Source organism: Nocardioides korecus, from assembly GCF_054778395.1.
In genome coordinates this window covers 466077-485192 of the sequence record NZ_BAAGZO010000001.1, presented here as the reverse complement: position 1 = coordinate 485192, position 19116 = coordinate 466077, and the positions used below count along the sequence as shown (strand labels likewise).

At 74.7% G+C, this 19116-nt stretch carries 21 protein-coding genes; 13 read left to right on the top strand and 8 right to left on the bottom strand.

What is annotated here, in order from left to right; translation table 11 throughout:
* Positions 1-46 precede the first annotated feature (46 nt).
* From ACYVDA_RS02280 to ACYVDA_RS02270, 3 genes are all read left to right on the top strand, one after another.
* Positions 47-1066: an SDR family oxidoreductase gene (locus ACYVDA_RS02280; RefSeq protein ID WP_460814587.1), complete on the top strand. Its 1020-nt coding sequence runs from the start codon at positions 47-49 to the stop codon at positions 1064-1066.
* A gap of 35 nt (positions 1067-1101) precedes the next feature.
* Complete coding sequence (locus tag ACYVDA_RS02275; protein WP_460814585.1) at positions 1102-1425, top strand: hypothetical protein; 324 nt, start codon at positions 1102-1104, stop codon at positions 1423-1425.
* A 98-nt stretch (positions 1426-1523) separates the two neighbouring features.
* Positions 1524-2237: a hypothetical protein gene (locus tag ACYVDA_RS02270; RefSeq protein WP_460814583.1), complete on the top strand. Its 714-nt coding sequence runs from the start codon at positions 1524-1526 to the stop codon at positions 2235-2237.
* 301 nt (positions 2238-2538) lie between these two features.
* On the opposite strand, the gene ACYVDA_RS02265 is transcribed toward ACYVDA_RS02270, so the two are convergent.
* The 4 genes from ACYVDA_RS02265 to ACYVDA_RS02250 form a co-directional block, all read right to left on the bottom strand.
* Positions 2539-3081: a cysteine hydrolase family protein gene (locus ACYVDA_RS02265; protein ID WP_460814581.1), complete on the bottom strand. Its 543-nt coding sequence runs from the start codon at positions 3079-3081 to the stop codon at positions 2539-2541.
* Positions 3082-3177: 96 nt separating this feature from the next.
* Entirely contained in the window at positions 3178-3726 is a 549-nt protein-coding gene (locus ACYVDA_RS02260) for a cysteine hydrolase family protein (RefSeq protein WP_460814579.1), read from the bottom strand.
* 22 nt (positions 3727-3748) lie between these two features.
* Positions 3749-4342, bottom strand: coding sequence for a DUF1294 domain-containing protein (locus ACYVDA_RS02255; RefSeq protein ID WP_460814577.1), 594 nt, complete (start codon positions 4340-4342; stop codon positions 3749-3751).
* A gap of 10 nt (positions 4343-4352) precedes the next feature.
* Entirely contained in the window at positions 4353-5324 is a 972-nt protein-coding gene (locus tag ACYVDA_RS02250) for a nuclease-related domain-containing protein (protein ID WP_460814574.1), read from the bottom strand.
* 217 nt (positions 5325-5541) lie between these two features.
* On the opposite strand from ACYVDA_RS02250, the gene ACYVDA_RS02245 reads away from it, so the two are divergent.
* A complete protein-coding gene (locus tag ACYVDA_RS02245) occupies positions 5542-6831 on the top strand; it encodes an HNH endonuclease signature motif containing protein (protein ID WP_460814572.1) in 1290 nt (429 codons plus the stop codon).
* 62 nt (positions 6832-6893) lie between these two features.
* Here the strand turns inward: ACYVDA_RS02245 and ACYVDA_RS02240 are convergent, their stop codons facing one another.
* Positions 6894-7610 (bottom strand): TetR/AcrR family transcriptional regulator, encoded by a 717-nt coding sequence (locus ACYVDA_RS02240; protein ID WP_460814570.1) that lies wholly within the window; start codon positions 7608-7610, stop codon positions 6894-6896.
* A gap of 94 nt (positions 7611-7704) precedes the next feature.
* On the opposite strand from ACYVDA_RS02240, the gene ACYVDA_RS02235 reads away from it, so the two are divergent.
* Positions 7705-9165: an MFS transporter gene (locus tag ACYVDA_RS02235; protein WP_460814567.1), complete on the top strand. Its 1461-nt coding sequence runs from the start codon at positions 7705-7707 to the stop codon at positions 9163-9165.
* Between the two features lie 119 nt (positions 9166-9284).
* On the top strand, positions 9285-10052 hold the full coding sequence (locus tag ACYVDA_RS02230) for a hypothetical protein (protein ID WP_460814565.1): 768 nt from the start codon (positions 9285-9287) through the stop codon (positions 10050-10052).
* Between the two features lie 61 nt (positions 10053-10113).
* On the opposite strand, the gene ACYVDA_RS02225 is transcribed toward ACYVDA_RS02230, so the two are convergent.
* Positions 10114-10410, bottom strand: a complete 297-nt coding sequence (locus ACYVDA_RS02225; protein ID WP_460814562.1) for an excalibur calcium-binding domain-containing protein — start codon at positions 10408-10410, stop codon at positions 10114-10116.
* A gap of 170 nt (positions 10411-10580) precedes the next feature.
* On the opposite strand from ACYVDA_RS02225, the gene ACYVDA_RS02220 reads away from it, so the two are divergent.
* The 5 genes from ACYVDA_RS02220 (at position 10581) to ACYVDA_RS02200 (ending at position 14150) form a co-directional block, all read left to right on the top strand.
* Entirely contained in the window at positions 10581-11141 is a 561-nt protein-coding gene (locus ACYVDA_RS02220) for a hypothetical protein (protein ID WP_460814559.1), read from the top strand.
* 105 nt (positions 11142-11246) lie between these two features.
* Positions 11247-11735 (top strand): hypothetical protein, encoded by a 489-nt coding sequence (locus ACYVDA_RS02215; RefSeq protein ID WP_460814555.1) that lies wholly within the window; start codon positions 11247-11249, stop codon positions 11733-11735.
* On the top strand, positions 11732-12427 hold the full coding sequence (locus tag ACYVDA_RS02210; protein ID WP_460814552.1) for an MOSC domain-containing protein: 696 nt from the start codon (positions 11732-11734) through the stop codon (positions 12425-12427). The genes ACYVDA_RS02215 and ACYVDA_RS02210 overlap by 4 nt, the downstream gene beginning before the upstream one ends.
* 92 nt (positions 12428-12519) lie before the next feature.
* Positions 12520-13680: a hypothetical protein gene (locus ACYVDA_RS02205; RefSeq protein WP_460814549.1), complete on the top strand. Its 1161-nt coding sequence runs from the start codon at positions 12520-12522 to the stop codon at positions 13678-13680.
* Complete coding sequence (locus tag ACYVDA_RS02200; protein ID WP_460814545.1) at positions 13677-14150, top strand: hypothetical protein; 474 nt, start codon at positions 13677-13679, stop codon at positions 14148-14150. The genes ACYVDA_RS02205 and ACYVDA_RS02200 overlap by 4 nt, the downstream gene beginning before the upstream one ends.
* 63 nt (positions 14151-14213) lie before the next feature.
* Here the strand turns inward: ACYVDA_RS02200 and ACYVDA_RS02195 are convergent, their stop codons facing one another.
* Positions 14214-15167, bottom strand: a complete 954-nt coding sequence (locus tag ACYVDA_RS02195; RefSeq protein WP_460814543.1) for an SDR family NAD(P)-dependent oxidoreductase — start codon at positions 15165-15167, stop codon at positions 14214-14216.
* A gap of 77 nt (positions 15168-15244) precedes the next feature.
* On the opposite strand from ACYVDA_RS02195, the gene ACYVDA_RS02190 reads away from it, so the two are divergent.
* Complete coding sequence (locus tag ACYVDA_RS02190; protein WP_460814540.1) at positions 15245-16075, top strand: SDR family NAD(P)-dependent oxidoreductase; 831 nt, start codon at positions 15245-15247, stop codon at positions 16073-16075.
* Positions 16076-16219: 144 nt separating this feature from the next.
* Here the strand turns inward: ACYVDA_RS02190 and ACYVDA_RS02185 are convergent, their stop codons facing one another.
* Positions 16220-17719 (bottom strand): FAD-dependent oxidoreductase, encoded by a 1500-nt coding sequence (locus ACYVDA_RS02185; protein ID WP_460814537.1) that lies wholly within the window; start codon positions 17717-17719, stop codon positions 16220-16222.
* A gap of 154 nt (positions 17720-17873) precedes the next feature.
* On the opposite strand from ACYVDA_RS02185, the gene ACYVDA_RS02180 reads away from it, so the two are divergent.
* Entirely contained in the window at positions 17874-19055 is a 1182-nt protein-coding gene (locus ACYVDA_RS02180) for an alcohol dehydrogenase catalytic domain-containing protein (RefSeq protein WP_460814533.1), read from the top strand.
* Positions 19056-19116: the final 61 nt, after the last annotated feature.

The following is a 19116-nucleotide window of genomic DNA, read 5'->3' as shown; positions in this document are numbered from 1 at the left end:
CACCCAGGCCAGCACCCCGACCATCGCAACCCACCAGGAGCACCCCATGTCAGACCCCCACCCCCACCGTTCACGCGTCGTCGTCATCACCGGAGCATCCGGAGGCATCGGCCGCGCCAGCGCCCGCATGTTCGCCGCCCGCGGCGACCGCGTCGCCCTCCTCGCCCGCGGCACCACCGGCCTCGAGGCCGCCGCCGCCGAGATCCGCGCCGGCGGCGGCACCGCCCTGCTCATCAGCGTCGACACGGCCGACCACGGGGCCCTCGAGGCGGCCGCCGACCAGGTCGAGGCCGAGCTGGGACCCATCGACGTGTGGGTCAACGACGCGTTCACCTCGGTCTTCGCCCGCTTCGTCGACATCACCCCCGAGGAGTTCGACCGCGTCACCCAGGTCACCTACCTCGGCTTCGTCAACGGCACCCGCACCGCGTTGACGCGGATGCTGCCCCGCGACCGCGGCGTCATCGTCCAGGTCGGCTCCGCCCTGGCGCACCGCGGCATCCCGCTGCAGTCGGCGTACTGCGGCGCCAAGCACGCCATGTGGGGGTTCCACGAGTCGCTGCTGACCGAGCTGCGCCACGACCGCACCCACGTCCAGGTGACCTCGGTCGCCATGCCCGGGGTCAACACCCCCCAGTTCACCTGGGTGCTGTCCAAGCTCCCGATGAAGGCCCAACCGGTACCGCCGTTCTACCAGCCCGAGGTCGCCGCCCGCGGAGTCCTCCACGCCGCCGACCACCCCGAACGACGCGCCTACTGGGTCGGCGCCGCCACCGCCGGAACCATCCTCGCCAACCGCGTCGCCGGCGGCCTCCTGGACCGCTACCTCGCGAAGACCGGCATCGGCTCCCAGCAGACCGACCAGAAGCGGCCCGCCGAGCACCCGACGAACCTGTGGGAACCCGCCGACGGCCCCGACGGGCACGACTACGGCGCTCACGGCCCGTTCGACGACCGCGCCCTGGCCCACTCACCCCAGCAGTGGGCCTCCCAGCACCGGCGTGCCCTCGGCCTCGGCGCCGGCCTTGCCGCAGCCGCCGCAGTTGCCGCCCGGCGGGCAGCATGACACAGCCACGAGCGGTTGACCTCGCCCGCTTTGCCGTGGGCGCCGTCGCACTGACGCGGCCGCAGACGCTGCTGATGTCGAGCCCGGGTGACGACAGCGACGGCACACGCCGCGTCGTCCGCATCCTCGGCGCCCGTTACGTCGTTCAAGCGGCCGGTGGCACGCTCGCCCGCCGCCCCTGGGTGCCCGCCCTCGACGCCGGCGTCGACGTCGTCCACGCCGTGTCCATGGCCGGTGTTGCGGCCCTGGCGCCCCGGCACCGCCGACTCGCCCTCACCAGCCTGGCCGCGGCGCTCGTGTTCGCCACTGCCGACCTCAGCGACCAACGAGCGCCGTCCAGGGCGGAGGTCCGGTCGTGACCGTCCCGCCGAGCCATGGACCAGACGCCACGCCAGCCTCGTCAGCCTCCCCCGAGGAAGGGGCCGGCAGCAGCCCTGCCCACGGCACCGGATCGACCTTGAGCACCCGGCGCCACACGCTGGTGAGACCGCGCCTCGTGTGGAGCGGCCTGGCCCTGGCGCTCCTCGGAGTCGTGGTGGCAGGCGTCGGCCTGATGTCCTCGGCCTGGCTCCTGGTCGGCGGCGCAGCACTCGTCCTGGTCATCGGCGCATGCCTCAGCTGGGCGGGTGGCGCCATGCACGACGCCACGACCGGCCTGGACCTGCACGACGAGCTCCGGGCCGTCCGGGACGGCACCACCCATCCCGGGGTCAGGGCGGGCGCCCAGACCGGCAGCACCGCAGCCCATGAGGAAGCGGCGCGGCAGACCCGGGTCACCCAGCAGGTCCTCGACCAGGCGCGCCACACGTCTGCGTCCGACTGGACCAAGCCAGCCGGCTGGACCCTGCTGCTCGTGGCTGCGGTGCTCCTGGTCTCCCAGTGGGACCTGGTCGCCCACTCCGCAACCGGGCGGAGCAACAGCTACCTCGACACCGCCGTCGCGACCGTGCTCGCCCTCGTCGGCCTGCGCCAGGCCCTGACCCCGGGCCCCCACCGCATCGCCGCAGCGCTAGCCGGCCTCAGCGGCCTCGGGCTCACCCTGAACGGTGTCCTCGCGACCCACGACCACGCGAGCCTGGCGGTCGTCGAGACGGTCGGGGGCCTGGTGGCACTGCTGTGCGCCGCCGCGGCGACACTCTCGACCCGGACCAGGACCAGGCCAGGCGGCTGAGCTGCGACGTCGCAGGTGAGAGGCCCCTCCTGGAGCCGCCTGTCGGAACCGAACCGACGACCTCCTCATCCCGAGCAGATCACGAACACCGCAGGTCAGCTAGGTATCCGAGTTCTCGCTCCATGCGCACGGAGAGTGACACTGCTCCATCTCACTGGTCGGGGGCCCATACCTCGCGGTAAGCGGTGTACTCCTCGGTCCCCTCCAGGACGCGGAAATTGAGCTCGGTCAGCCCCTGACCCTCGCGGGTCGGGGGCTGTTCTGGTCCTGGGGCCGCCGGTGACGCCGGCGGGCCGCTGAGTCAGACCTCGAGGTCGGCGGCCTTCACCACGGTGGCGTAGTTGCCGTCCAGCGCCCCGAGGAACGCGGCGTGCACGTCGGCGGCGTCGACCGAGCGGCCGTCGTGCTCCAGGCCGACCGCGGCGCAGGCGTCACCGACGACCGTGACGGTCAGGCCGAGGTCGGCGGCGTGGCGCACGGTGGCGTCGACGCACAGGTTGGTCTGCATGCCGGCCACGACGAGCTCGTCGACCCCGAGCCGCTCGAGCTCCTCGCTCAGCTCGGTCTCGAGGAAGGAGTTGGGGTGGGCCTTCTGGACGAGGGTCTCGCCGTCGGCCGGCGCCACACCCGCGTGGATCTCGACGCCCTCGGAGCCGGCGGCGAAGAACGGGGCGTCCGGGCCGTCCCAGACGTGCTGCACGTGCACGACCGGCCGGCCGGCCTCGCGGAAGCGACCCAGGACCTCACCGGCGCGCTGCACGGCCTGGTCGGGGTCGGCGAGGGGGAACTTCCCGCCGGGGAAGTAGTCGTTCTGGATGTCGATGATCAGCAGTCCGACGGACACAGGGAGCCTCCTGGGGAGCAACGGGCGAGCGGCGCCAGGACCGTCGTCGATCCCGCACCGCGATCGTAGGGGCGGGGTGTGCGCGGCTGCCCGGCCTCAGGACCGGACCAGCTCGGAGGACCTCACCACGGTGATCAGGGGCGCGTTCGCCCCGAGCAGGTCGAGCGCGGCACGGTGGCCCTCCGCGGTGCCCCCGGCGCACGCGTCCGCCACCACCGTCACCCGGCGGCCCGCGTCGGCCGCGGCGACGGCGGTGGCCAGGACGCAGCACTCGGTGGCGACCCCGCAGACCACCAGGTCCGCCTCGCCGACGACCGCCGCGAGGGCGGCTCCCCACTTGCCGAAGGTCGGCTCGTCGACCACGGGCGCACCGGGCGGGACCGCGAGCGAGAGGTCCCAGACCGGGTCCTCGGGCGGCACGCGGAACTGCGGCCACGCGTCGTAGTAGTCGCGCCAGGCCCCCTGCTCCCCCGGGTCACGGACGAAGCGGGTCATCACGACGCGACCCGCGAACTCCTCGAGCAGGCGGGCCACCACGGTCGCGGCGGCGGCCGAGCCGTCGGCGTACCAGCTGCTGGCGGGGTCGGTGAACGCATGCTGCAGGTCCACGACCACCAGCCACGGGTCGGTGCGGGGAGAGGTCACGGGAGCGACCCTGCCACGGCGGTCAGGTCGGGCGGAGGGCGTACGCCGCGAGGGCCACGCTGTTCGCGACGACCGTCAGCCACAGCAGCGTCCCGAACGGCTGCTTGGTCGTCTTGTGCCGGCACGCCTGGCGCGCGAGCAGGGCGCCCGGCCAGCCGCCCAGGAGCGCGAGCAGGTGCAGGGTCGACTCGCGGGTGCGCCACCCGCCGCGTTGCGCGGCGGCCTTGTCGACGGCGTACGACGCAGCGGTGAGGAGGCTCATCGCCAGGTAGACGAGGGTCAAGGCGACGGGCACCCGGCCGGCCGCGCCCAGGGTCACCAGCGCGGTGACGATCAGCAGCACCGCGACCAGGGCCGTCAGCACGCCGCGCGGGTGCCTTCCGCGGGTCCTCCCGCCGCGCACCAGCCGCGCCTCGACCGCCCGGGCCCGGCCGCGGGCGTCGCGCGCCTCGACGTACGCCACCGGGCAGCCCTGCACCGGACGCCGACCCCGCGGGAACGCGCTGACGTGGACGAACACCCGCGGCCCGCCCCGGTCGGGCTCGACGAAACCGAACCCGCGGTCGTCGTCCCAGCGGGTCAGGGTCCCCGTACGCCGGGCCGGCGGGAGGCTCACGGGGACATTCTCACCGCCGCCACGTGGTCGAGCGTCGCGCCTGCTCGTGGATGGCCTCGACCTGCTGCTCGTCGAGGGTGTCGCCGAGGCGCGACAGCCACGCCGCGACCTGCATCCGGGGCACCACGTGCACCCCGATCGGCTGACTCTTGACCACCACCTCCGAGGCGTTGACCGGCACGATCAGTCCCTCGACGGGCACCGCGAAACCCACCGCCCTGGCGAGGAGGTCGGCGGCCCGGGCCGCCTCGCGCCGGGCGTTGCGGACGTAGGGCTGCCGTTGCCCGTTCACCAGGAACGTGGTGCCGCCCACCCAGAGCTTGGCCCCGGGGTGGTGCTTGGTGTTGATGGTGAAGACCCCTCCAGGCCCGATGGCGAGGTGGTCGATGTCGGATCCCCGGTGCCCCACCGGGATCGAGTGCAGGAAGCGCCATCGCGGGTCCTTCCGAGCCACCTTGGCCAACCGGGCCGCCACCCTCTCCTCGCCGTCCGCCCCGATGCGCCAGGCTCGCTCCGACGTCTTGACTCCCAGGACCCGGGCCAGGGTGTTTCGCACCGGAGCAGCCTGGTGGGCCGCCACCGCCAGGTCGCGCACGCCCTCCCCCGGCACGTTGGTGGACAGGTCGGTCCACGGCTGCACGAGGACCTCGACCGGCGGGACCGGGGTGACGGGCGGAGGGCCCGGCTCCCGCCTCGTCTCCGCGGACACGACCGGTCCGTCCAGCGCGACGCCCGCGACGGCACCCCGGCCGACCGCTGGCGTGGCCTGGTGGGCCTTCCACCGGGCCGCGGCCTCCGACACGACCACCGCCGAGTCCGGGTCGACCGGGTGACCGAGGTCGGTCGCGAGGTCCCAGAACCCCAGGTCGTGCCCACCGGCGTCCTTGACGTACAGCCGGTCGTGCCCGTAGCGCCTCCATCGCAGGACCACCAGGGGCCCGTCTGTCGTCGGAGTCGGGGTCGGCTCGGCCTGGGTGGACATCTCGATCCTCACTAAGCGGGCAAAGTGGTCACCAGGAGGATGACAAGATCAGGGATCTCGTGCGTCGACTTTCGGTGGATCCAGATCCCCCGACACCGACCGGCACGCTGCGGGGTGCTGCGGGGTGCTGCGGATGTTGCTGGAGTGACGTCCGCGATGTGGACGAAAGCCCAGGTCAGGGGGCTGTTCTGTCGGTGCCCGATGGTTGGCTCGACTCATGACCACCCCCGTCCCTGAACCTGTCGGAGGCCCCCTGCCGGGGCACCCGTTGGTGGAGTTCGGGACACGCCTGCTGACCCGGTTGGAGCAGCTGAGCGAGTCCTCGGCGCGGCCGGTGTGGTCGTTGACCCCGGCGGAGTCACGGCAGCTGCTGGTCGACCTGGCAGTCGCTTCGAACCAGCTCGAGGCGATCCGCCTGGCGGTGCTGGCCGAGGCCGACCGGTCGGGTGCGACCGGAGCGGAGGCGTCGGCGAGTGCGGCTGAGTGGGTCGCGGGCGCGACGAGGCAGCGGCGTACGCACGCCCGCTCCGACCTCGCGCTCGGCCGGGCCCTGGAGGTTCACCTGCGGGTGGCGGCCGGGATGGCGGCCGGGGTCGTCAACCCCGACCAGGCGCGGGTGATCACCCGCGCGCTCGACCGGTTGCCGACCTCCGGAGAGTTCGCGGTCACCGACGCGCAGCGTGACGCCGCCGAGGTCCACCTGGTCCGCCTCGCTGCGGTCCACGACGCGAAGGACCTCGAGGTCCTGGGAGCTCGGGTGCTCGAGGTGATCGCCCCGGACCTGGCCGAGGCCCACGAGGGGCGACTGCTGGAGGCCCAGGAGGCCGCGGCGGCCCGCAAGACGTCGCTGACCATCTCCGAGACCCCGGACGGGTTGGTGCGGGGCCGCTTCACCATCCCGGTCCTGCACGGCGCGATCCTCGGCAAGGCCATCACCGGGCTGGCCTCCCCGGTTCGCCGTGACGAGGTGGTCATCGACCCCGACCTCCCGGCGCCGGTGCGGCACGGCATCGCGTTCACCCAGCTCCTCGAGGCCCTCCCCGCCGATCGCTTGCCCACCGTCGGTGGAGGGGACATCACGGTGGTCGTCACCATGCGCCACGACCACCTCCTCGCCGACCTCGAGACCGCCGGGGTCGCAACGTTGGACACCGGGCACCGGATCAGCGCGGGAGAGGCTCGTCGTCTGGCGTGCGCCCACCGGATCGTCCCCGCGGTGCTCGGCGGTGCGTCGGCGCCGCTCGACCTCGGTCGGGCCCGCCGGTTGCACACCAGGACCCAACGCCTCGCCCTCGCCCTGCGCGACGGAGGCTGCACCGCCACCGGCTGCGACCGACCTCCCGCCTGGTGCCAGGCCCACCACGACCACCCCTGGTCGACCGGCGGTCGCACCGACACCGCCACCGGCCGGTTGCTCTGCGGCCACCACCACCGCCGCATCCACGACCCCGCCTACACCCACCACCTCACTCCCGACGGACGGATCGAGTTCCACCGACGCGAGTGAGCGGCGCCGCCGGCAGCACGCCACACGCCACGCCCCGGACCGGTCACGAGATGGTCTGCGACCTACCGCCCCGCCCGGAGGCGCAGGCCGGCCAGCAGGAGGTCGAGGCCGGCCTCGAACTGGTCGCGGTCGTCGTGGGTGGCGAAGACCTCGCTGATGTGGTGCACGAAGGGGAAGGTGGCGGGGTCCAGGGCGCGCCACTGCTCGGCGAAGCGGGCGGTGTACTCCTCGCGGGTCATCTCGCCGTCGCGGACCTCGCGGGGGAGCTGCTGGCCGAGGTCGGCGGCGGTGCCGACCACGAACCCGAGCACGGCCGACACCGCGTCGAAGCTGTCCTTCGGCGACAGGCGCAGGCGCAGCACCTGCTGCCCCAGTCGCTCGAAGAGCAGCATCGCGTGCGGCTGCGCGCCGGTGTCGCGCATCAGGTAGGCGCCCAGCCAGGGCCGGTCCGCGATCGCGGCGAAGAGCGCCACCGAGATGGCCCGGAGGTCGGCGATCGGGTCGTCGGTCGCGGGAAAGGTGTCGACCTCGGCGACGACGCCGGACAGGACGTGGTCGGTGGCCTTGTCGAGCAGCTCCTCGCGGTTGGCGACGTACCAGTAGATGCTCGCAACTCCCCCGCCGAGCCGCGCCGCGAGCGCTCGGAAGGTCAGGGCCGGCTCGCCCGCCTCGTCGAGGAGGGCGACCGCCTCGGTGACGACCGACTCCAGGGAGTGCGAGGCCCGGCGGCGCCCGCGCGTCCCCGGCTCGGGGTCGGCAGCGGGTCCGGAGGTGGGCACGAGCCCATCCCACCACACGGGTTGCGCAATATCGAACGTCGTTCTATTCTCGAACAGCGTTCGGTAGTCGAACGTTGTTCGATGAGGAGATCCCATGACCACCACCGTCGCCGCCCCGGACTCCGGGACCCGCACGTACCCCTCGCTGCGGGCCGCCTGGATCCCCCTCGCCGCCCTGTGCCTGGCCTTCTTCGTCGAGATGGTCGACAACACCCTGCTCACCATCGCGCTGCCGACCATCGGGCGCGACCTCGGCGGCGGCACGACCGCGCTGCAGTGGGTGACCGGCGCCTACTCCCTCACCTTCGGCGGGCTGCTGCTCACTGCCGGGTCGACGGCCGACCGGCTGGGTCGACGGCGCGTCCTGCTGGTCGGCCTGGCCGCCTTCGGCAGCGTCAGCCTGCTCGTGCTGGCCGTGACCTCGACCGGGGAGCTGATCGCGCTGCGCGCGGCCCTCGGGATCGCCGCCGCCGCGATGGCCCCGATCACGAACTCGCTGGTCTTCCGGCTCTTCGACGACCAGGCCGTGCGGATGCGTGCGATCACGGTGATGATCGTGGTCGGCATGAGCGGGTTCGTGCTCGGACCGCTGCTCGGGGGCACGGCGCTGGCCCACGTGCGCTGGGAGTGGCTGCTGGTGGTCAACGCCCCGGTCGCGCTGATCGCCTGGGTCGGCGTACGCCGCGGGGTGCCGGCCGACCGCCCCGAGGACCTCACCCGCGACCGGCTGGACCTGCCCGGTGCCGTGCTGAGCACCGTCACGATCGGCCTGGCCTGCTGGACGCTGACCAGCGGCGTCGAGCACGGGTGGACCGCGGTCGCGACCGTCGCCTCCGCCCTGGGCGCGGTCGCCGGGCTCGTGGCCTTCCTGCGCCACGAGCGGCGCACGCCGGAGCCGATGCTCGACCTGGGGCTGTTCGCCAGCGGCACCGTCCGCGGCGCGGCCGTCGCGCAGGTCGGCACCTCGATCGCGATGGCGGGCGTGATGTTCGCGCTGATCCTGCACTTCCAGTACGCCTACGGCTGGAGCCCCGTCCGCGCCGGGCTCGCCAACCTGCCCATGATCGCCACGATGGTCGCGGCCACCCCGCTCTCGGAGTGGCTCGTGCGGCGCTGGGGTCACCGGGTCGCCTGCCTGGTCGGCGCGGCGCTGCTCGCGGGGTCGCTGGCGGGGATGGCGTGGGGCGTCGAGCACGGGTACGCCGCCATCGCGGCCTGCCTGGTCGTGATGACCGCCGGGCTGCGCACCGTGATGACGATCTGCGCCGTGGCCCTGGTCGACGCCGTGCCGGAGGACCGCACCTCCATCGGCGCCGCCCTCAACGACACCGCGCAGGAGGTCGGCACCAGCGTCGGGACGGCCGTCGTGGGCACGCTCGTCGCCGTCCTGGTCACCCGGGTGCTCCCGGTCGGCACCTGGAGCAGCGAGCTGGTGCACCGCTTCTTCGCCGGCGAGCGGGTCACCTTCGCCGTGCTCGCCGTCGTCGTCGCCCTCGTCGCCGGCGGGGGCGCCCTGACCCTCACCGACTCCCGCTCCGTGGACGAGCACCCGTGACAGCCGAGCCGGTCGCCGGGCCCGCAGGCGGCCCCACGGGGGCCCGTCGGCGTGACGGTCGCCACCGCCGCGACGGCCCGTGGCCGCGGCGGAGGTGACCAGCGGGTAGAAAGGAGGGTGTGACCTCGCCCGACTCCGACCTGCCGTCCCCCGTCGATCCCGCTGACACCGCCGACCCGGCCGACCACGGCGAGGCAGGTGCACCGGAGGTCCGCGAGGCCTCGTCGATGGAGTACGCCGAGTCGCGGGCCGCGTGGGCGCAGGCCGCCCGTCCGGTCCTCGAGCGGGCCGCCGGCCGCTACCGCGCGCTGGTGACCTTCACCCAGCTGTCCAAGGCGATCCAGGCCGACACCGGCATCACCACCTCGCAGCCGCCGGCCAAGTGGCTCGGCGACGTGCTCGCCCGGGTGGCCGCCGAGTGCCAGTCGCGCGAGGAGCCGCTGCTGTCCTCGCTGTGCGTCACCTCGCAGGGCAGCGTCGGAGCGGCGTACGCCGGGGCCGTCGAGCACGTCCGCGGCGAGGCCCCCGCCGACCCCGACGAGCACGCCGCGAACGAGCGCCTGGAGTGCTACCGCCACTGGCAGGCCGCCGGCCTGCCCTCCGACGGCGGCACGGCCCTGCGCACGGCTCACCTCGCGACCACCGCCAAGAAGGCCCCGGCGGCGCGCGCCACCCGCGCTGCGTCCACGGCCACCGCGAAGGCCACCCGCGCCTCGTCGACCTCCACCTCGACGGCCTCGACCACCCCGGCCGCCCCGCGCGGGCCGCGCCTGGCCGGCGACGCCCGGTCGACCAAGATGCCCGACCCGCACGCCCGGCCGATCCCGGTGTGCCCGCGCTGCTTCACCCAGGTGCCGGCGACCGGCATCTGCGACTACTGCGACTGAGCGCTGCGGCGCGCGAGCCGGTGGGGGCGTCCGAGCAGGTGCTGGGCCGCCCCCACCGGTCTCAGCGGGCCTCGCAGGCGATCCCGTCCCGGTCCCGGTCGAGCCCGCGGTTCTTGGTCATCGCCACCTTGTAGGCACGGGTGTCGCGCCGGAAGTTCGTGACCGGCCGACCGCTGGTGTGGTCGCGCGCGTCGGCGCGCCCCAGGCCGTGGGCGTACCTGGTGTGCATCGCCGTGCAGTTGCGGTAGATCCCCGTCGCCGCGTCGGCCGACGGCGCGACCAGGACGACCCCGGTCAACGAGACGGCCACGCCGGTGACGGCGACCCCGACGGTCCTGGTGACGTGCGTGAGCAGCATGCGTGTTCCCCCTGCGTGGTGGACGGGTCCCGTCCGTTGGTTGTGAGCTGCAACCACGCTAGGGCGCGCTCCGGGGGGCCTGTCAGGCGAACGAGCGTCTCGGGCGGGGTGGTCTGGTCCACCGGAAGTGGGGGTGGTGCGCGGCGGCGGCGTACCCCAGGTTCGGGGCCATGACCACGACCTCTCCCCGCGTGCCCCGCACGCCCCGCCCGCACGCCGCCCGCGGCCTGGTCGCGCTGGGCGCCGCCCTCCTGCTCACCCCCGTCGTCGCGGCCGCGCCCGCCTCCGCTGCCGGCGGCCAGCACCTGCGCGACCGCTCCGGCGACGCCCCGGCCGCCATCGACGTCACCCGCCTCGACGCCACCTGGGACACCTCGACGATCGACGTCATCGTGCGGGTGCGCGACCTGCGCAGCACCGGCCGGCTGGTGATCGGGAGCGGACTCGCGGGGTGGGGCTCCAACTACGTGGTCACCCGCACCAGCCGCGGGACGACCAAGCAGGTCCACACCTACAGCGAGGTGACGGACTTCGGCGCCGGTCCGTGCCCGGGCATCCGGGTGAGCTGGAGCGCGGCCCGCAACGTGGTCTCCCTCCGCCTGCCCGTCTCCTGCATGGGCCACGCCGACACCTCCGACGAGATCGTCGTCAACGGCGCGGACCGGTCCCGCAGCGGCCGTCGCGACCGGATCGGGCGCGTCTTCTACAGCCCCGGCGCCCGGCAGTCCTGACGCCCAGCGGGGCCCGGGACCGGCCCAGGCGGACCCGCGCGGACCGTTGACCGCGCGTCGCGCTCGCGCCACCCTGGCGGCACCCGAGCAGGACGTGAGGAACGCATGGCACGAGCAGGTGGTGGGGGTCGTCCCCTGCCGGCGCAGCCGCGGTACCGCTCCGGCTTCGTCCCGGTGCCCTGGCTGGGCACGTCGTGGGTGGACCGCGGCCCGGCGTACCGCCAGGCGCGCGTGCTGGCCTGGGTCGTGATGGGGCTCGGGACCCTGCTCGCGTGGGGGATGAGCGCCGGCTTCGTGGTCGGGGCCTTGCAGGTCGTCGGGCCGCTGGGCACCACCCTGGTCGTCGCCTACCTCGTGGTGGGGGTGACCCTCGGCTTGCGGTTCGGCTGGGACCTGTCGGGCTCGCTGGCGGTGCGGGCGCCACGCTTCCCGGTGCTGGTCCTGCCGATCGTGCTCCCGTTCGTCTGCGGGGCCCTGCTGGCGGTGGTGGTCGCGTGGTCGCTGCCCGTCGTCCCGGTCGAGCGGGCGGCGCAGCAGGCCAGCGGTCACGCCTGGAAGCAGTGGGCGCACGACCACCCGGAGCAACGCCGGTGAGACCGGTCGTACAGTCCCTGCGCCGGTACCCCGTGAAGTCCATGGGCGGTGAGGACCTGCTCGTCGCCGAGGTGGACGCCCGAGGAGTGGCGGGCGACCGGGCGTTCGCCGTGGTGGACGCCGACGGACGCTTCGCCTCGGGCAAGGACACCCGCCGCTTCCGACGCCGCGACGCGGTCTTCGACCACGGCGCACGCACGCGGGAGGACGGCAGGGTCGTCGTGGTCACCGACGGGCGAGAGCGGGTGGTCGGCGATCCGGCCCTCGACGCGGACCTGTCGTCCAGGATGGGCGACCCGGTCCGCGTGCTGCCCGAGGGTGCGGTCCCGCACCAGGACATGGGGGCGGTGTCGCTGGTCGGCACCGCCACCTTGCGGTGGTGCGCCGAGCGCTGGGGCGGCACGGGCGACGTGCGCCGGTTGCGGGCCAACGTGCTGGTCGCGACCCGGGAGCCGTTCGAGGAGGAGGCCTGGGTCGGACGGACCGTCCTCCTGGGATCGGTCGAGCTCGCGGTGGTCGAGCGGGTGCCCCGCTGCCGGATGGTCGACCTCGACCAGGACGGCGTCGCGGTGGGCGCCCCGTGGCTGCGCGGGATCGGGCGCGAGCGCGGGATGTTCCTCGCGACGTACGCCGACGTGCGCCGACCCGGCGCGGTCCGGGTGGGCGACGAGGTCCGGCTCCTCCCGGGCTGAGCGGTCCGACCTGGGCGGTCCGGGCAGTGCGATGATGGGGCCCGCTCGGGACCCGGCTCGCGAGCGGGCGGTTCGGGACACGGGGAGGCCGGATGGTGCAGCGCGTGGGGGCGGCGTACGCCCTGCCGGCGGCGGTCGGTACCTCCGCCGCGGGCCTGCTGGCGGCCTCGTGCGCCGGGGCGGCCGCCGCCCCGCTCTCGCTGCTGACCGGGTTCGCCGCGGCCGTGGCCGCGCCCGGACCGCGCGGGACCGCACGCACCCTGGCGGTGCTCGCCGCTGTCCCGACGGGTGCGCTCGCGCTGCACGTGGTCGCCCCGGAGCCGCTGGCCGTGCTGCCGGTCGCCCTCGCCACCCTCGCCGCGACCTGCTGGCTGGCGCTGGAGGCCGGACGCCGGGGCGCCGCCGCGCTCGCCGGCGCGGTGACGGCCCTGGCCACCGTCGGCGGGACCGTCGCCGGGGCGGGCGCCTGGTCGGTCGACGAGCCGGCCCCCACCGACCCGCGGATGGTGGCCGGCGGGGGTGTCGTGGTCGCCGCGGACACCCACGCCTTCCTGCTCCAGCAGGGGGTGCGGATCCTGCGGGCCGACGGGCGGGCGTCCCAGGCCGCGGCCCTGACCGCCCAGGACCCGAGCGCACCCCTGGTCGCCGGGTCGACCCGGCACCGGAGCCTGCTGTGGCGGGTGCAGACGGGGTCGCGCGACGCCGACCGGGTGCTCAAGCGCCGGTTCATGCCCGACCACTTCTTCAACTGGTGGACCCACTCGGGCAAGGGCCTGATCGCGGGGACGTCCGGCGCGACCTGGGCCGAGCAGCAGTTCGCGATCGCGGTCCGGGCGTGGGAGGCCGGCGACCACGACCGGGCGGCGTACCACCTCGGCGCGGCGACCCACCTCGTCCAGGACGCCTGCGCGCCGCCGCACGCCTCGCCGTACGTCCCCGACCACCGGGCCTACGAGGAGTGGGTGGTCGCCCACCAGTCGGCGTACGCCGTGGACCGCGGCGGGATCTACCGCACCGACTTCCGGGTCCGCACCGGTCACGGCGGCGACGAGTGGTCCAGCTCGCACACCCGCGGCTGGGTCGACGAGTGCGCGCACCGGGCCGCCGAGCTGATCCTCGACAGCGCGCAGCCGCCGCCGGACGACCCGGCCGACGCCGGCGCCTACCGCCAGACGATGGCGCACTTCGGGGACGCCCAGCGCCTGACCGCGGGCTACCTGTCCTTCTTCCTCGACACCGTGGGGGTCTCGTGAGCCGCGACCGACAGGTCCCCGCCCGGGCCGACCTCGGCCGGGCCGCGGGACCACCGACCCGGGTCGGGGCGGTCGTCACCGGCGCCCTGGCCTGCTTCGGTCTGGTGATCAGCAGCGCCCTGGTGGCCGTCGTGACGGCCGGGGCGCTGCAGTGGGTCAACCTGCCCGGCTGGCTCGACAACGGGATCCCGGTGGTCGTGCTGCTCGGCGGCCTGGCGCTGGCGGGTCGGGTCGCCACCGACGTCGCCGGCCGGTGGGGGCCGTGGTGCGGGCTGGGGGCGGCCGCGCTGGTCGCCGCGATCGGCGCGGCGCTGGCACGGGCCGGGGAGGCGCACGGCGACGGGGTCGAGCCCGTGCAGGTGGTGGTCGGGTTCGTGGTGGTCGCGGCGCTGACCTGCTCGACCGCGTGGTGGGTGGCCCACCGGCGTACGACGGAGCGACGACCCGCGCAGGAGCCGGACGCCGGCTGAACCCCTCAGGGGCGTGTGAAGAGGTCCATCCAGGGTAACCTCAACAATGTGTTCGACTTTTTGTTAAACCCCGCGGCGCCAGTGCGCCCGACGGGAGCCGGGGCGTCGCAGGCGGCCGGTGAGCGTCCAGCCGCCGCGCAGCGACTCCCCCGCCGGCGTGGGCTCGAAGAGGTTGCCCTCGTCGGTCCCCGCCTCCGGCCCGCGCAGCACCACGCGGTCGACCAGGAAGGGTGCGAGGCGGTCGTAGACGGCCGGCAGGAAGCGGTAGCCGGTCACCGCGAGCCGGTTGACCGCACCGACGTGCACCATCCGGCGGGGCCGGTCGAGGCACCCGGCGCAGGCCTCGGCGACGGCGGCGGGCGAGATGACGGGCGGTGGGGCGGACCCGCGGCTGCCGGCGTACGTCGCGGCCTGGTGGTAGATCGGGGTGTCGATGGCCCCCGGGAGCACCAGGCTGACGTGCACGCCGGGCTCGCGACGGACCTCCACCTGGAGGGTGCGGACCAGCGCCAGCTGGCCGGCCTTGGCCGCGCAGTAGGCGCCCATCGCGGGCACCGCCAGCTCGGCCAGCAGCGAGTTGACCACCACCAGGTGACCGCCGCCCTGGGCGCGGAAGCGCGGCAGGGCCGCCTGCGCCAGGTGGGAGGTGCCGAGCACGGCCACGTCGGTCATCCGGCGCAGCACCGCGGCCGGCACCTGCTCGACGGTGCCGTAGGCCATCGGTTGGGCCGAGGTGATCACCGCGTCGAGACGTCCGTACGCCGCCACGCACGCCTCGAGCGCCGCCTCCACCTGGTCGGCGTCGGTCACGTCGGCCACGGCCACCTCGACCGGACCGGGCAGGGTCGCGGCCACCTCGCGCAGCCGACCCGCATCACGGGCCACCAGCACCAGCCGGTCACCGCGGGCCGAGAGCAGCTGGGCGGTCGCCAGACCGATGCCCGACGTCGCCCCCACCACCACCACGGAGCGCGACTGGTGCCCGGACGGGTGGGGGGACGGGCTCGGCTCGCTCATGCGCCCCACCGTACGGACGCCCCACACCCCACCCCCCACCCGGACCGCCGCGCGGTCCCCACGAACGGAGCCACCCGATGAGCATGCTGCGCACCCGACCCGAGGAGCAGGTCGTCGTCGTCACCGGCGCCTCCAGCGGCATCGGGGAGGCCACCGCCTTCCTCGCCGCCGAGCGGGGCCACCACCTGGTCCTGGTCGCCCGCAACGAGGACACCCTCCACGACGTGGCCACCGGGTGCGAGGCGCGTGGCGCGGCCTCGACCCAGGTGGTGGCCACCGACGTCGGCGACGACGCCGCGGTCGAGCGGATGGTCGACGCCGTCCTGGCCGAGCACGGTCGGATCGACGCGGTGCTGCATTGCGCCGGGATCGTCACCTACGGCCGCACCGAGACCACCTCCCAGGAGGACTTCACCCAGGTCGTGCAGACCAACCTGCTCGGCACCGCGGCCGTCGCCCGCCACGTCGTCCCGGTGCTGCGCGAGCAGGAGCGCGGGGACCTGGTGATCGTCGGCTCGCTGCTGGGCCACGTCAACGTGCCCGAGATGACGCCGTACGTCGTGAGCAAGTGGGGTGTCCGCGCCCTGGCCCGCCAGCTGCGGATCGAGAACATCGACCTGCCGCACGTGCGGATCAGCCACGTCGCGCCGGGCAGCGTCGACACCCCGATCTACGCCAACGCACTCGACTCCGCCGGCGGCGTCAACGCCCCGCCGCCGCCCACGATCAGCCCCGAGCGCGCCGCCCGGGCGATCCTGGCCCAGGTCGGCTCCCGCCGCGGGGAGTCCCAGACCGCCTGGCTCAACTACGCCATGATCGGCGCCTTCCGGGCCGCCCCGGCCGTCTGGGACCGGCTGGTCGGGCCAGCGTTCGACCTGGCGTCCCGGCGGAGCGGGAAGGCTGCCTGAGGGGAGCGACTGTTCCCCGGCTAACCGGGGAACAGTCACCTTGTCGGCCGAACGTTCACCCGACAAGGTCACCGATCGGCCGACCACCTCCCCCGCCGTACGCCGCCCGGTTCGGCCCGCTGCCGACCCGCCGCCGACCCGGACCTACTCCCGGCGCTTCAGCGGCCGGGTCGCCGGGCCCTCGAGCACCGCGCCGTCGGGAGCGAACCGGGAGCCGTGCAGGGGGCAGTCCCAGGTCTCCTCGGCGTCGTTCCAGGACAAGATCCCGCCGAGGTGGGTGCACACGCCGACCACGGCGCACGTGCGTCCGGCGGTGTCCTGGGAGCGGCCGGTCGGGAGCACGCCGTCACGGCCCACGCCGCCCTGGCCGGGACCGGGGTCGCGGGGCGTCGGGCGCAGGGTGCCGCGGGCGACGCCGAGGCCCAGGGAGGCGCTGACGCCGGCCTGCATCCGGGCCAGCTCGAGGGCGCCGCGGGGGCTCAGCCGGGCGGTGGCCAGCGTGCGCGCCCAGGTCGGCTCGGAGCCGAGGATCTGGCCGGTCAGGGTGAGGGCGGCGGCGACCGCGTTGGTCATCCCCCACTTCTCGTAGCCGGTCGCCATCCGCAGGTGCCGCCCCCCGCGCGGCACCGGCCCGACGAAGGGCAGCGCGTCGGCCGGGGCGTAGTCCTGGGCCGACCACCGGTGGGTCTCGACTGCTCCGGGGAAGTGCGCGCGGGTCCACGACCGCAGCCGGTCGACGTGCTCGAGCTCGGAGCGCACCCGGCCGACGCCGTGCCCGCTGCCGCCGACGACGAGCAGCCGCTCCTCGCCCCGGGGCGCGTCGCGGACCGAGCGCGAGTCCGAGCTGGCGGAGAGGAACATCCCCTCGGGCGCGGCTGCCTCGGGCGTGGTGCGGAACGCCAGCCCGTAGGAGCGCTGGGCCTCGACCCGGGCGAAGTGCAGCCCCCGGTCCAGCAGCGGCGCCCCGGTGGCCAGCACGACCTCGCGGGCCCGCAGGGCGGTGCCGTCGGCGAGCTCCAGGCGGGGTCCGTCCTCGACGCCGCCGTCGGCGTGGACGCGCACGACGCGCGCCCCCTGGTGCAGCCGACCGCCGTGGGACCGGACCTGGTCGACCAGCGCGTGCAGGAGGTCCATGGGGTCGAACTGCGCCTGGTCGGGCAGGCCCGTCGCGCCGTGGGCGGGGAACGGGACGTCGAGGTCGGGGTGCCACGCGACCGGCAGGCCGGCCTCCTGCGCCACGGCGTGCTCGCGCTCGACGGTGGAGACCTCGGACGGCGCGGCCGCGTAGGTGAACGCCGTACGCCGCTGCACCGGCACGTCGTGGTCGCCGCAGAACCGCAGCAGCCACGCCACCGCCTCGAGCTGGGCGTCGACGTAGGCCCGCGTGATCCCGCGGGAGTGGTGCGACCGCACCCGGGAGAGGTGAGTGCCCTGGAGCGCGGACAGCTTGGCGGTGGTGTTGCCCGTCGCGACGGCACCCACGCTGCGTGCCTCGAGCACGGTCACGCCGCGCCCGGCCCGGGCCAGCAGCAGCGCCGTGGTCAGCCCGGTCAGGCCGGCACCCACCACGACCACGTCGTGCTCCCCGTCCGTCATCGGGTCGTCCGGGACCGGGGCCGCGTCGGCCAGCCAGAGAGAGGTCATGGGTGCCCCGTTGCCCGCACGACCTCGGCGCAACCCCCCTCCAGGGGTGGAAGCGGCGCCCCACCCGAGCGGGTGAGGGTTGTGCCAGTTGCACAGGGGTACCTCCCCGGGTCGTCGACGGCCAGCTCGGCCGTCCGATGAGGAGGAGCACCCCATGAAGGCAGTCACCTGGCACGGCAAGCGCGACGTACGCGTCGAGGACGTCCCCGACCCCCGCATCGAGCAGCCCACCGACGCGATCATCCGCGTCACCTCCAGCGGCCTGTGCGGCTCCGACCTGCACCTCTACGAGACCCTCGGCCCGTTCATGGGCCAGGGCGACGTGCTCGGCCACGAGCCCATGGGGATCGTGGAGGAGGTCGGCCCCGAGACCGGCGACCTGGCCGTCGGCGACCGCGTGGTGATCCCCTTCCAGATCAGCTGCGGCCACTGCTGGATGTGCGAGCGCGGCCTGTTCACCCAGTGCGAGACCACCCAGGTCCGCGACCAGGGGATGGGCGCGGCGCTGTTCGGCTTCAGCAAGCTCTACGGCGAGGTCCCCGGCGGCCAGGCCGAGCTGCTCCGCGTCCCGCAGGCGCAGTTCATGCCGATCAAGGTCCCGCACGGGCCGGTCGACGAGCGCTTCCTGTTCCTCTCCGACGTCCTGCCGACCGCCTGGCAGTCCGTGGAGTACGCCGACACCCCCGACGGCGGCACCCTGCTGGTCCTCGGCCTCGGCCCGATCGGCGACATGGCCGCCCGGATCGCCCTGCACCGGGGCCTGCGGGTCATCGGCGTGGACCGCGTCGACGAGCGGCTCGAGCGCGTGCGCGCCCGCGGCGCCGAGGTGATCGACATGCGCGAGGTCGACGACATCGGCGAGGAGGTCCGCTCCCGCACGGCCGGCCGCGGCGCCGACGCCGTCATCGACGCCGTCGGCATGGAGGCCCACGGGTCCCCGGTCGCCGAGATGGGTCAGAAGCTGTTCAACGCCCTGCCCAAGCGCCTCTCGGCCGGGATCATGGCCAAGGCCGGGCTCGACCGGATGAGCGCGATCTACACCGCCATCGACGCCGTGCGCCGCGGTGGCACGGTCTCGCTGATCGGCGTGTACGGCGGCCAGAGCGACCCGATGCCGATCCTCACGATGTTCGACAAGCAGCTCCAGCTCCGGATGGGCCAGGCCAACGTGAGGAAGTGGAGCGACGCCATCATGCCGCTGCTCCTGGACGACGCCGACCCGCTCGGCGTCGAGTCCTTCGCCACCCACCAGGTCCCCCTCGCCGACGCCCCCGGGGCCTACGAGCGCTTCCAGAAGAAGACCGACGGGACGATCAAGGTGGTGTTCAAGCCGTAGGGGCCGACGTTTCCCCGGCTAACCGGGGATCAGTCGCCTTGTCGGCCGAACGTTCACCCGA